Source organism: Achromobacter sp. FW305-C-30-7, from assembly GCF_058783105.1.
In genome coordinates this window covers 41,924-53,979 of the sequence record NZ_JBYSYI010000005.1, presented here as the reverse complement: position 1 = coordinate 53,979, position 12,056 = coordinate 41,924, and the positions used below count along the sequence as shown (strand labels likewise).

Annotated in this window: 12 protein-coding genes; 1 reads left to right on the top strand and 11 read right to left on the bottom strand. The window is 64.2% G+C overall.

The features are described from left to right. Positions 1 to 12: 12 nt before the first annotated feature. The gene (locus AC3WOB_RS17105) at positions 13 to 1,461 is read left to right on the top strand and encodes a catalase (protein ID WP_013397080.1); all 1,449 of its coding nucleotides are present in this window, start codon (positions 13 to 15) and stop codon (positions 1,459 to 1,461) included. 81 nt (positions 1,462 to 1,542) lie between these two features. On the opposite strand, the gene AC3WOB_RS17100 is transcribed toward AC3WOB_RS17105, so the two are convergent. From AC3WOB_RS17100 to AC3WOB_RS17050, 11 genes are all read right to left on the bottom strand, one after another. Further along, positions 1,543 to 2,421, bottom strand: a complete 879-nt coding sequence (locus AC3WOB_RS17100; RefSeq protein WP_013397079.1) for an ABC transporter permease — start codon at positions 2,419 to 2,421, stop codon at positions 1,543 to 1,545. Positions 2,422 to 2,432: 11 nt separating this feature from the next. Continuing rightward, on the bottom strand, positions 2,433 to 3,266 hold the full coding sequence (locus AC3WOB_RS17095; RefSeq protein WP_013397078.1) for an ABC transporter ATP-binding protein: 834 nt from the start codon (positions 3,264 to 3,266) through the stop codon (positions 2,433 to 2,435). A gap of 1 nt (position 3,267) precedes the next feature. After that, on the bottom strand, positions 3,268 to 4,311 hold the full coding sequence (locus AC3WOB_RS17090; RefSeq protein WP_013397077.1) for an ABC transporter substrate-binding protein: 1,044 nt from the start codon (positions 4,309 to 4,311) through the stop codon (positions 3,268 to 3,270). Positions 4,312 to 4,361: 50 nt separating this feature from the next. Next, a complete protein-coding gene (locus AC3WOB_RS17085) occupies positions 4,362 to 5,267 on the bottom strand; it encodes a TauD/TfdA dioxygenase family protein (protein ID WP_013397076.1) in 906 nt (301 codons plus the stop codon). Positions 5,268 to 5,413: 146 nt separating this feature from the next. Further along, positions 5,414 to 6,088, bottom strand: a complete 675-nt coding sequence (locus AC3WOB_RS17080; RefSeq protein ID WP_492275695.1) for a GntR family transcriptional regulator — start codon at positions 6,086 to 6,088, stop codon at positions 5,414 to 5,416. A gap of 83 nt (positions 6,089 to 6,171) precedes the next feature. After that, entirely contained in the window at positions 6,172 to 7,128 is a 957-nt protein-coding gene (locus tag AC3WOB_RS17075) for a Bug family tripartite tricarboxylate transporter substrate binding protein (RefSeq protein ID WP_013397074.1), read from the bottom strand. Between the two features lie 45 nt (positions 7,129 to 7,173). Further along, entirely contained in the window at positions 7,174 to 8,025 is an 852-nt protein-coding gene (locus tag AC3WOB_RS17070; protein ID WP_492275694.1) for a fumarylacetoacetate hydrolase family protein, read from the bottom strand. A gap of 4 nt (positions 8,026 to 8,029) precedes the next feature. Beyond that, positions 8,030 to 8,425, bottom strand: a complete 396-nt coding sequence (locus AC3WOB_RS17065) for a RidA family protein (RefSeq protein ID WP_013397072.1) — start codon at positions 8,423 to 8,425, stop codon at positions 8,030 to 8,032. Between the two features lie 357 nt (positions 8,426 to 8,782). After that, complete coding sequence (locus AC3WOB_RS17060) at positions 8,783 to 9,982, bottom strand: M20 aminoacylase family protein (RefSeq protein WP_492275693.1); 1,200 nt, start codon at positions 9,980 to 9,982, stop codon at positions 8,783 to 8,785. 42 nt (positions 9,983 to 10,024) lie between these two features. After that, positions 10,025 to 11,041, bottom strand: coding sequence for an ABC transporter ATP-binding protein (locus AC3WOB_RS17055; protein ID WP_492275692.1), 1,017 nt, complete (start codon positions 11,039 to 11,041; stop codon positions 10,025 to 10,027). Further along, complete coding sequence (locus AC3WOB_RS17050) at positions 11,038 to 12,045, bottom strand: ABC transporter ATP-binding protein (RefSeq protein ID WP_492275691.1); 1,008 nt, start codon at positions 12,043 to 12,045, stop codon at positions 11,038 to 11,040. The genes AC3WOB_RS17055 and AC3WOB_RS17050 overlap by 4 nt, the downstream gene beginning before the upstream one ends. Between the last annotated feature and the right edge of the window lie 11 nt (positions 12,046 to 12,056).

The following is a 12,056-nucleotide window of genomic DNA, read 5'->3' as shown; positions in this document are numbered from 1 at the left end:
AGGGAGTGTGCTATGACCGACAAGAAGACGCATCTGACCACCGCCGCAGGCGCGCCCGTGGCCGACAATAACAACACGCTGACCGCCGGCCCGCGCGGCCCGGCGCTGTTGGAAGACTTCTGGCTGATAGAAAAGCTCGCCCATTTCGACCGCGAGCGCATCCCTGAACGCGTGGTGCACGCCAAGGGCTCCGGCGCCTACGGCACCTTCACCGTCACCCACGACATCTCGCGCTACACCCGCGCCAATATCTTTTCCCAGGTCGGCAAGCAGACCCCGCTGTTCCTGCGCTTCTCGACCGTGGCCGGCGAGCGCGGCGCGGCGGACGCCGAGCGCGACGTGCGCGGCTTCGCCATCAAGTTCTACACCGAGGAAGGCAATTGGGACCTGGTGGGCAACAACACGCCGGTCTTCTTCATCCGCGACCCGCTGAAATTCCCCGACTTCATCCACACCCAGAAACGCGACCCCAAGACCAATCTGCGCAATGCCACCGCCGCCTGGGACTTCTGGTCGCTCAACCCCGAATCGCTGCACCAGGTCACGACCCTGATGAGCGACCGCGGCATTCCCGCCAACCTGCGCCAGCAACACGGCTTCGGTTCGCACACGTTCAGCTTCATCAACAAGGACGGCGAGCGCTTCTACGTGAAGTTCCACTTCAAATCGCAGCAGGGCATCGCCTGTCTGAGCGACGAGGAAGCCGCGCAAGTGGTCGCCCATGACCGCGAAAGCTCGCAGCGCGACCTGTTCGACAACATTGAGCAGGGCAATTTCCCGAAGTGGACGCTGAAGGTGCAGATCATGCCCGAGGCGGAAGCCGCGACGTATCACATCAACCCCTTCGACCTCACCAAGGTCTGGCCGCACGGCGACTATCCGCTGATCGAAGTGGGCGTGCTGGAACTGAACAAGAATCCCGAGAACTACTTCGCCGAAGTGGAGCAGGCCGCCTTCACGCCAGCCAACGTGGTCCCGGGCATCGGTTTTTCGGCCGACAAAATGCTGCAGGGCCGCCTGTTCTCGTATGGCGATACGCACCGCTACCGCCTGGGCATCAACCACCATCAGATCCCGGTGAACGCGCCGCGTTGCCCGTTCCACAGCTTTCACCGCGACGGCGCGGGCCGCGTCGACGGCAACGCCGGAGCGACGTTGAACTACGAGCCCAACAGCGCGGGCCAGTGGAAGGAAACCCCGTCCGCGGGCGAACCGCCCCTGCCGTTGGACGGCCAGGCCGCGGCGCGCTGGAACCATCGCGTGGACGATGACTACTACTCGCAGCCGGGCGCGCTGTTCCGCCTGATGACGCCGGCGCAGCAAGAGCTGTTGTTCGGCAACATCGGCCGCCACATGGCCGGCGTGCCGGAAGAAATCCAGCGCCGCCAGCTGGAACATTTCCGCAAGGCGGATCCCGCCTACGCCGCCGGCGTTGCCAAGGCGCTGGGACTGAAGCTGTAAAGCGCGACGCGCCCATGCATAAGGCGGCCCATCCGGGCCGCCTTTTTTTGTGCTCGCAACCCCGCTCTGCGTGGCGGGCAATCAGCGCTGCATGCCCCAACGCCTGACCGTCACACGCTCCACGGTATCGAACACCAGGTTTTCCACAAGCAAGCCGATGATGACGACCGCCGCCAGCCCCGCGAACACCCGGTCTGTGTATAACTCGTTGCGGTTCTGGAAGATGTACCAGCCCAGGCCGCCCTTGCCGCTGGAAGCCCCGAACACCAGTTCCGCCGCGATCAGCGTGCGCCACGCAAACGCCCAGCCTATCCTCAACCCCGCGAGGATGGCCGGCAAGGCGGCGGGCACCAGGATCTGCAGCACATAGCGAAGACCGGTCAGGCCGTAATTGCGACCCGCCATGCGCAGAGTCTCCGACACCCCCAGAAAGCCCGCATACGTGTTCAGCGCCAGCGCCCACAACACCGAATGGATCAGCACGAACACCAGGCTGCCTTCGCCCAGCCCGAACCACAACAACGCCAGCGGCAATAGCGCGATGGCGGGCAGGGGGTTGAACATGGCGGTCAAGGTGGACAGCAGATCGCGCCCGAAGCGCGTCGACACCGCCAGCGTGGTCAGCACGAAGGCCAACGCCACGCCGGCCGCATAGCCCTGCGCCAGCACGCGCAACGACTGCCCGGCGCGCGCCAGCAGCTCGCCGCCGGCGATGCCCTGCACGAAGGCCACCGCCGTCTGCGTGGCGCTGGGTAGCAGCAGATCGTTATCGGTATAGCGCGCCGCCAGCTCCCAGATGCCGGCCAGCAGCGCCAGGATCGCCAGCTTGCGCAGGCTGGCGTGCTGCCATAGGCGCTCATGCCAGGGCAGGGACGCCTCAGCCGCTTGCGGCGGAAGAGGCGGCAGTTCGTACTCCACTTCGGGGCGTACGGGCACGGCGCCCGCGTAAGCAGTACTCATGCATGTTTCCTTCAGGCCGCAGCCCGTTCGGCGGGCGCTTGCGCCGGCGCGACATCGAACAGCAGGTCATGAATGCGTCTGGCAGCCGACTGGAAGGCCGCGGAGCCCTGGCTGTGCAGCCCGAAGGCATGCGCGTTCAGCTCGGCGCGCACGCGCCCCGGATGCGGCGACAGCAACAGCACGCGGCTGCCCAGCACCAATGCCTCTTCGATCGAATGCGTGACGAACAGCAGCGTGAAGCGCTCGCCTTCCCACAATGCCAACAGTTCTTCCTGCATGCGCCGCCGCGTCAACGCGTCCAGCGCCGCGAAGGGTTCGTCCATCAGCAGTACCCGCGGCTGCATGGCCAGGGCGCGGGCAATGGCCACGCGCTGCTTCATGCCGCCAGACAAGGTGTGCGGATAGGCATCGGCGAACGCGGACAGCCCGACCTTATCCAGGTAGTGCATGGCGCGCTCGTCGGCCTCGCGCCTGCCGAGCTTGCGCGAGGCCACCAGCGGAAACGCCACGTTCTGGCGCAGCGTCTTCCACGGCGGCAATTGGTCGAATTCCTGGAACACCACGATGCGGTCTGGCCCGGGGCCACGCACGGTCTTGCCGTCGACGGCGATGCGGCCTTCGGTCGGCTCGATGAAGCCCGCGATCGCCTTGAGCAGCGTGGACTTGCCGCAGCCGGATGCCCCCAGCAGGATAAAGCGCTCCGCATCATGCACGTCGAAACTGACCTGATGCGTGGCGCGCACGCGCCGTTCGCGCGTCTTATATTCGATCGACACCTTATCCACAGCCAGCAAAGGCGCGGCCTTTTCGGTGTTATCCACAGGGGCTGCGGCGCTCAGCCCCATATCAGCTGCCTTGCGCGATGATGGCATCGTCAAAGAAATAGTCGCGCCAGCTTGCCGGCGCGTTCTTGATCGCGCCGACCTTGTGCATGAATTCGGCTAGCGCGTAGGTATTCTGCGGTTCCAGCTTGAATTGCACGTCGGGATTCTTGATCACCTTGATCAGGAAGTCGCGGTCCAGCTTGGCGCCGGTGACGCGCAGATAGGTGTCCGCAGCCTGTTCCGGATTGGCGGCGGCAAACTGGGCGGCTTCCTGCAATGCGGCCTGGAACGCCTTGTAGGTCTTCGGATTTTCCTTGCGGAATTTCTCGGTGGCGAACAACACCGTCGACGAACTGGGTCCGCCCAGCACGTCATAGGATTTGAGCACGATGCGCGCATTGGGATTCCCGGCGAGTTCCTGCTCCTGAAAGGGCGGGTTGCCGAAATGCCCGGTGATTTCCGTGCCGCCCGCGATGATGGCAGCGGCCGCGTCTGGATGCGGCAGCGCGACGGAAATCTTGTCCAGCTTGTTGAACTGCGCATCGCCCCACAGCTTGGCCGACGCCAGCTGCAACACGCGCGATTGCACCGACACGCCCACCGCCGGCACCGCGATGCGATCCTTGTCGGTGAAGTCGGCAATCGTCTTCACGTTGGGATTGTTGCTGACCAGGTAGTAGGGAAAGTTGCCCAGTGAAGCCACGCCCTTCACGTTCTGCTTGCCGCGCGTGCGATCCCAGATCGTCAGCAGCGGTCCCACGCCCGCCCCCGCGATATCCACCGCTCCCGACAGCAGCGCATCGTTCACCGCCGAGCCGCCAGACAGCTTGGCCCACTCGACCGAGATATCCACACCATCGGCCTTGCCGTGCTTTTCGATCAATTGCTGGTCACGCGCCACGTTCAGCAGCAAATAAACAATGCCGTACTGCTCGGCGATGCGGATGCGGCCTTCCGCCATGGCCGGCGTGGGTGAAGCCAGCGCCAGCACGGCAAGTATCAGCGCTAGGCCTGCGCCGGTAGCGGCCTGGACCAAGCGATCACGTAGAGCGGAGGAAAAACCCATGGCGGTCCCTGTGGATAAATGGTTTGCGCGAAATTGCGGCAGGCTGACCATCAGAAAGGCAGGTCGCCTTCGATGGTGGTGCGGTACAGCTTGCGGCGCAGATGGTCCGGCGTGCCGCCGGCCAGGTGGATCAGGGAACGGTTGTCCCAGAACACCAGGTCATGCGGCTGCCATTGGTGGCGGTAGATGTGTTCGGGCCGGATGCTATGGGCGAACAGCTCGTCCAGGATCTGGCGGCTCTCGTCTTCGGGCAGGCCTTCGATACGGGTGGTGAAGCCCTCGCTCACGAACAGCGCGCGGCGGCCGGTTTCGGGATGGGTGCGCACCACCGGATGAATCACTTCCTGCACCTGCGCCACCTGCTGCGCGCTGAGATTGGGGCGCCACGCGCCTTCCTTCTGCAATTGGCCGTATTTGGCCAGATAGGAATGCACGGCGCGCTTGCCTTCGATGGCGTCGCGCAAGACGGCCGGCAGGGTGTCGTACGCCACATGCATGTCGGCGAACAGCGTGTCGCCCCCTTGCGCAGGCAGCTCCTGCGCGTGCAGCAGCGAGCCCAGGCTCGGCAGTTCCTTGTACGAGATGTCCGAATGCCAGTACTTGCCGGCATCGCCCAGCCCTATCGGCTGGCCGTCTTCGACGATGTTGGAGACGATGAGGATCTCGGGATGCCCAGGCAGATGGAATTGATGCAGCACATGGATCATCAGGCGGCCGAAGCGGCGGCTGAAATCGATGTGCTGTTTCGGCGTGATGCGCTGGTCGCGGAACACCAGCAGGTGATGGTCCAGATGCGCACGATGCACCTGGGCGAAATCGGCCGGGGCCAGCTCGCGCGACAGGTCGATGCCGACGATTTCTGCGCCTGTCACGGCCGCCAGAGGGCGGATCGAAAAGGCTTGCGTCGCGGGTTCGGCATACGCCTCGGACAGGCGCAACGCGTTGCTCTGGGACATGGATCGCTCCTTGCGCGAATGCCGCCGGCCAGGCCGGCTCAGGAACGATCCATTATGAAAACGGGCAACCCCTACGCAAACGAATTATTCGGCCTTTGTTCAAGCCTGCGCGTCATATGGCGCGCCCTCGCGTTGCGGCTATAAGCTTATTCGCGCGAAAGGAACTTGCCGCGCACGGAGCCGATATGCTGCTCCATCTTGCGCACCGCGGCCTTTTTATCGCCGCGCTCGACCATCTTGTACAGGTCTTCCAGTTCCGCCACATTGGGCTTTTCGGCCTTGCCCGCAGGCGGTCGGAACCACAGGCGCATGGAACGGTCCAGCAGACTGCCCGCAAACTCCGCCAGGATGTCATTGCGGGCGGCTTCGTACAGCGTCTGGTGGAATCTGCGGTCGATTTCCATGCTGCCCAGGCGGTCCTGGCGTTCATGGCATTCCCAACCTGCCGCTACCAGCGCTTGCAAGCGTTCCAGCAGCGCCGGCGTGGCATTGTCCACAGCCAGGCCGGTCAGATGCGGTTCAACCAATAGGCGCGCCGCAATCAGTTCGAGGAAGCTGTCTATGGTTTCCGCTTTGACCAGAATGCCCTTGCGCGGCAGGATGTCGACCAGGCCCTCGCGGTCCAGCCGGTGTATGGCCAGGTGGATGGGGCTGCGGCCAAGCGACAGCTGTTCGCTCAGTTGCGCAACATTGATCTGGTCCCCCGCGCGCAGCTCCTGCGTCAGGATCATGCGCTTGATCGCGATATACGCCTGTTCGCCGAGCGAAGCCGCCGGCGCGGTGTCTTCCTGCAGTCGCTTGGGGGTAAGGGTTTTGGGCATGCGGTGATGGTTGCTGACCACGCGCCGCTACCGGCGCAGACCGCTGCGATTATAGCGACCGGTGCGGGCGGACCAGCGTTTCCTCAATCGATGCGCACGTTGCCATCCTTGATGGCCTGCCCATATTTGGCGGATTCCGCTTTCATGAAGGCCGCAAACGTGTCCGGGGCGGAGGCCGCCGCCACCATGCCCTGCTGTGCCAGGATCTGGCGCACGTCGGCGTCCTGCAGCGCTGCCGAGTACATCTGGTTCAGGCGCTGCACCCGTTCCGCGGGCACGCCGCTACGCGTCAGCAGCCCCATCCAGGTTTGCGATTCGAAACCCTGCAAGCCGGCCTCGGCAAAGGTCGGCACATCGGGCAGCGCTGGCGTGCGTACGCTTCCAGCCACCGCGAGGGCGCGCAGCTTGCCCGCCTGGATATGCGGCGCGACCACGCCCACGTCCCCCAGGGTCGCATCCACTTCGCCGCTCAGCACCGCCATGGTGGCCGGCGCCGCGCCCTTGTATGGCACGTGCATCATGCCCAGGCCGGCCTGCTTTTTCAGCATCTCGAAGCCCAGGTGGCCCGATGAACCATTGCCGAACGAAGAGAAGGTCGCCTTGTCGCCCTGTTCCTTGGCCCACGCCAGAAACGCCTTCAGATCGCCGGCCGGGACCTTGGGTCCGACCACCAGCACATGCGGGTTGGACGCCAACTGCGTGACCGGCTGGAAGTCCTTCACGCTGTCATAGGGCAACTGGTTCAGCAAGTAGGGATTGATGACGAAGCTCGCCGCGATCAACAGGACGGTGTTGCCGTCTGCGGGCTTGCCCAGCAAGGTCTGCGCGCCTATCACGGTGCTGCCGCCAGGACGGTTTTCGACAATGATGTTGGCGCCGTTGTTCTTGGCAATGGCCTTGGCCAGCGCCCGCGCCAGCGCGTCCGAGGAACCGCCCGCGGTGTACGGCACGATCAACGTCATGGGCTGCGACGGGAAAGTGTCGGCGGCGGCGTTCACGCTGGCCAGCCCCAGCGCGACTAACAGTACGGTTTTCTTCATGATATCTACCCCTTGATTTTTCATCGGTGCCGAACGCTCGTCGGCTTATTCCGCGTAGCGCAGGCCCGCTCGCACGACGTTGCGCAATGAGCCTATGCCTTCCACCCAACATTCCACGACGTCGCCGTCAGCCAGGAACACGGGGGGTTGGCGAGCCGCGCCTATCCCCTCGGGCGTGCCGGTCAGGATGACGTCGCCCGGCAGCAGAGTGAGTCCTTGCGACAGCTCGGCGATCACACGCGCCACGCTGAAGATCTGGTTGCGTGTGTGGCCATGCTGCATGCGCACGCCATTGACCTCGCAGCCCAGGGCGAGATTCTGCGGGTCGCCGATTTCATCCACGGTGGTCAGGACCGGCCCCATCGGGCAGGTCGCGTCCAGGCTCTTGCCCTTGAACCATTGCGCGCCGTGCGCGCGTTGCAGATCGCGCGCGCTGAGGTCATTGGCTACCGTATAGCCGAACACATGGCTGAGGGCATCGGCTTCGGCGATATCGCGTCCCTCCTTGCCGATCACCACGGCCAGCTCGACCTCCCAGTCCAGCTTGGCGGTATAGGCCTCGTGCAGCGGCACGCTGTCGCGCGGCCCCACGACCGTGGTGGGCAGCTTGCTGAAGAAGGTAGGGCGCTCAGGCAGTTCGACCTCCTGCCCTTCGCGCTTGCCTTTGCTTTCGTCGTAGTGCTTGAGATAGTTCCAGCCCACGCAGAACACATTGCGCTGCGGGATGATGGGCGCAAGCAGACGCACCGACTCCAGCGGCACCGCCGCGCCGCTGGCCTGCACGACATTGCTTAGCAGCGCCTGTACGTCTGCCACGCCCTGGAAGGGCGTAATGGCCTGGCCATCCAGCCGGCCCAATACCGGGCCGGACTCGCTGGCATAGCGAACAATTTTCATGGTGTCAGTCCGCGAGACGCGCCTGGCCCTGGATTTCCACCAGGATCTCGGGCTTGGCCAGGGCGGATACCTGCACCAGTGCGCAGGCGGGGAAATCACCGCTGAAGAATTCGCGGCGCGCCTTCCACACCTGCTGGTTGTCCGCCATGTTGGTCAGGAAGATCGTCATCGTCACCATGTCGTCGATCTGGCCGCCTGCGGCTTCCAGCAGATGCTTCATCTTTGCAAAGATGACCTGGGCCTGTTCATAGGCATCCGCGCCCTGGATCGTCGTGCCGTCGTTGGCGCGGGCGGTCAGCCCAGACAGATAAACCGAATCTTTCACGCGCAGGCAGTTGGACCACAGGCCGGGTTCGGCTTCGGCGACGTGGGGGCTGGTGATGCGTACTTTGTGGACCATGGGATTTCCTGTTCAAGGTAGGGTGGGAACGGCCAATTAAAATAACAGTGATATTTCACAGTTATATCAATGCTAGGCTGGCGCGCCCAAATGAGTCAAGGCCGAGCCGGACTCGCGGACATACGCATTTACCCTTGGAACGGGAGAATTTCGCCGGTGTAGCGCGCGGCGAAGCCTGTGGATAAGTCTTGGGATAAGCCTGGTGGCAAGCTCGGGAAAAGCGGTGGATTGCCGGGGGATATCCCGGTGGATAGGCGGTGAATAGCCAGTGGACAGGCTGTGCACAACTCGGCCACGCCATGAAAAAGGCGCAGACCTTTGAAAGTCTGCGCCTTTTAAATCAATGACTTGCGTGGGTCAGGACTTCGGCAGAAACGCCTGCACCAGTTTCACCCAATAAGTCGCGCCCACCGGCAGCAGGGCGTCATTGAAGTCGTAATTCGGATTGTGCAGCTGGCACGGACCCATGCCGTGATAGGTTTCCATGCGGTGGTCGCCGTCGCCATTGCCCAGGAACAAGTAAGTCCCCGGCACCGCTTCCAGAAAGAAGGAGAAGTCCTCCGCACCCATGAAGGGGGGCATTTCGCGCTGCACATTTTCAGCGCCGAAGGCGTCTTCGGCCACCTGGGCGGCGAAGGCGGTTTCCTTTTCCCAGTTGACCAGCGGCGGATACGCGCGCACGAAATCCAGTTCCCCTGTGCCGCCATATACCTGCGGCAAGGTGGTCGCGATGCGGCGCATGTCGGCCTCGATCTTGTCCAGGGTCTCTACCGAATACGTGCGCACGGTGCCGCGCAGCACGGCTTCGCCGGGAATCACGTTGTAGGCGTCGCCCGCGTGGATCTGCGTGATCGACAGCACGGCCTGATCCAGCGGATTCTTGCCGCGCGAGATCACCGTCTGCAGGGCGTGCACCATGTCGGCCGCGACGATGATGGGGTCCACCGATGCGTGCGGCTGCGCCGCGTGGCCACCCACGCCCTTGATGACGATGTCCCAGCGGTTGCTGGAGGCCATGGTCGGTCCTGCGCGGAACCCAAACTGGTTGACCGGCATGCCGGGCATGTTGTGGATGCCGAATACCGCGTCGCAGGGAAATTTCTCGAACAGGCCGTCCTGCATCATGGCGCGCGCGCCGGCGTTGCCGCCTTCTTCGGCCGGCTGGAATATGAACACCACCGTGCCGTCGAAATCGCGATGGGTGGACAGGTACTGCGCCGCCCCCAGCAGCATCGTCGTGTGCCCGTCATGGCCACAGCCATGCATGCGTCCGCTGATGGTGGACTTGTGCGCGAAGCGGTTGTGCTCCGGCATGGGCAGCGCGTCCATGTCGGCACGCAGGCCTATCGTCTTCTTGCCGCTGCCGCCGCGCAATATGCCCACCACACCGGTTTTCCCCAGCCCGGTGTGGACTTCCAGGCCCCAGCCGCGCAAACGCTCCGCCACCAGCGTCGACGTGCGCGTTTCCTGGAAGGCGAGTTCAGGATGGGCGTGGATATCGCGGCGCAAGGCAGTGAGGTCGCCGTGGGCGCGTTCGATTTCGTCTATGGTTTTCATGGCTGTGGATAAGGCGTAATAGTTGGGTTCAAGTATTTGGTTTCACGCATCGTTCAGATGGCAGGCGCTGAACTGTCCCGGCGCAACTTCCCGCAACAGCGGCCGCTCCGTCTTGCAGCGCGGCATGGCATGCGGGCAGCGGGGGTGGAACGCGCAGCCCGCCGGCGGATCCAGCGGCGACGGCAGCTCACCCTTGATGGGCTGGTAAGTGCGCCGCCCCGGCTGCAGCGTCGGCAGTTCCTTCAGCAAGGCCTGCGTGTACGGATGGTTGGCGCGCCGGAAGACCGTGTCGGTGGGCGCCAGCTCCACCACGCGGCCCAGGTACATGATGGCCACGCGGTCCGATATGTGGCTGACCACGCTGAGGTTGTGGCTGATAAAAAGATAGGTCAGGTCCAGGTCGGCGCGCAACTGTTCGAACAGATTAAGCACCTGGGCCTGGATCGAAACGTCCAGCGCCGCGACCGCCTCGTCGCAGACGATGACCGAAGGCTTGAGCGCCAGGGCCCGCGCAATTCCTACGCGTTGCCTCTGGCCGCCGGAGAATTGATGGGGATAACGCTGTGCAAAAGCCGGATCCAGCCCGACCTGGCGCATCAGCCCGGCCACATATTCAGCCTTGTCGCGCGCGCGGACCAGGCCGTGCGCCACGGGCGCCTCGCCGATGATCTCGCGCACGCGCATGCGCGGATTCAACGAGGCATAGGGATCCTGGAAGATCATCTGCACGCCCAGCTCATAGGCGCGCCGCTCCGGGCCCGCCATGGCCTTCACAGCCTTGCCCTTGTAGCTGACCTCGCCCGCGGTCGGCGGCAGGATGCCGGACACGATGCGGCCCAGCGTGGATTTGCCGCAGCCCGATTCGCCGACGATGCCTATCACTTCGCCTTGCCGCACATCCAGGTCGACGCCGGCCACCGCATGCACGACCTGCGTCTTCAAGCCGGCGCCCAACAGGTTGGCGATGCGGCCTGCCAGGTCCACCGGCTGCACGAAACGCAGCTCGACCTCGCGCAACGACAGGATGGGAACCGCGGAATCGCGTTCTGCTGCGCTCATTTGATGTCTGGTCCTCCGGCATGCCAGCAACGCACCCATTGCGCCGGGCGCACTTCCACCGGCTGCGGTTCGACCAGACAGGCGTCGGTAGCGCGCGGACAGCGCCCGCGGAACGCACAGCCTTGCGGCAGGTTGAGCAGCGACGGCGTCATGCCCGGAATCGGAACCAACGGCTTGCCGCGGGATTCGGGCGTGGGAATGGAAGCGATCAAGCCATGCGTGTAGGGATGCATGGGATGGCTGATGACGGCCTGCGTGCTGCCCGTTTCCACCACGCGGCCCGCATACATGACCGCGACGCGATCCGCCAGGCCCGCCACCACCGCCAGGTCATGCGTGATCCAGATGAGCGCCGTGCCGGTCTCGCGGCACAGCTTCTGCACTTCGAACAGGATCTGCCCTTGTATGGTCACGTCGAGCGCGGTGGTGGGCTCGTCGGCGATGATCATGTGCGGCGAATTCAACAGCGCGATCGCGATCGCCACGCGCTGCCGCATGCCGCCGGACAACTGATGCGGATAGGTGCGCAGCCGCTCCTCGGGCGAAGGGATGCCCACCATGGCCAGCGTCTGCACGGCGCGCTGGCGCGCCTGCTCGCGCGATACCTTGCCATGCGCCTGCACCGCCTCGATCATCTGCGTATCGACGCGCAGCACCGGATTCAGGGTCATCATGGGATCCTGAAAGATCATGGCGATCTCCTGGCCCCTGATCGCACGCCAGCGCGCGGGCGTTGCGGTGCGCAGGTCTTCGCCGTTGAACCGCAAGGTACCGTCGACAATGCGGCCCGGCTCATCCAGCAGCCCCATCAGCGAAAAGCCGGTGATGCTCTTGCCCGATCCCGATTCGCCTACCAGCCCCAGGATCTCGCCTTCAGCCAGCGTCAGGTCCACGCCATCCACCGCCTTCACCACGCCGTTGCGCGTGAAGAAATGCGTCTTCAGGCCATGCACCTCAAGAATGGGCGTGGGTGCCGACAAGGACTTTTCCACAGGAGTCTGCATCGCACCCGCCC

Bases quoted from the DNA above. Each gene is read 5' to 3' on its own strand.
- AC3WOB_RS17105 (WP_013397080.1), top strand. From the start codon at position 13: ATGACCGACAAGAAGACGCATCTGACCACCGCCGCAGGCGCGCCCGTG.
- AC3WOB_RS17100 (WP_013397079.1), bottom strand. From the start codon at position 2,421: ATGAGTACTGCTTACGCGGGCGCCGTGCCCGTACGCCCCGAAGTGGAG.
- AC3WOB_RS17095 (WP_013397078.1), bottom strand. From the start codon at position 3,266: ATGGGGCTGAGCGCCGCAGCCCCTGTGGATAACACCGAAAAGGCCGCG.
- AC3WOB_RS17090 (WP_013397077.1), bottom strand. From the start codon at position 4,311: ATGGGTTTTTCCTCCGCTCTACGTGATCGCTTGGTCCAGGCCGCTACC.
- AC3WOB_RS17085 (WP_013397076.1), bottom strand. From the start codon at position 5,267: ATGTCCCAGAGCAACGCGTTGCGCCTGTCCGAGGCGTATGCCGAACCC.
- AC3WOB_RS17080 (WP_492275695.1), bottom strand. From the start codon at position 6,088: ATGCCCAAAACCCTTACCCCCAAGCGACTGCAGGAAGACACCGCGCCG.
- AC3WOB_RS17075 (WP_013397074.1), bottom strand. From the start codon at position 7,128: ATGAAGAAAACCGTACTGTTAGTCGCGCTGGGGCTGGCCAGCGTGAAC.
- AC3WOB_RS17070 (WP_492275694.1), bottom strand. From the start codon at position 8,025: ATGAAAATTGTTCGCTATGCCAGCGAGTCCGGCCCGGTATTGGGCCGG.
- AC3WOB_RS17065 (WP_013397072.1), bottom strand. From the start codon at position 8,425: ATGGTCCACAAAGTACGCATCACCAGCCCCCACGTCGCCGAAGCCGAA.
- AC3WOB_RS17060 (WP_492275693.1), bottom strand. From the start codon at position 9,982: ATGAAAACCATAGACGAAATCGAACGCGCCCACGGCGACCTCACTGCC.
- AC3WOB_RS17055 (WP_492275692.1), bottom strand. From the start codon at position 11,041: ATGAGCGCAGCAGAACGCGATTCCGCGGTTCCCATCCTGTCGTTGCGC.
- AC3WOB_RS17050 (WP_492275691.1), bottom strand. From the start codon at position 12,045: ATGCAGACTCCTGTGGAAAAGTCCTTGTCGGCACCCACGCCCATTCTT.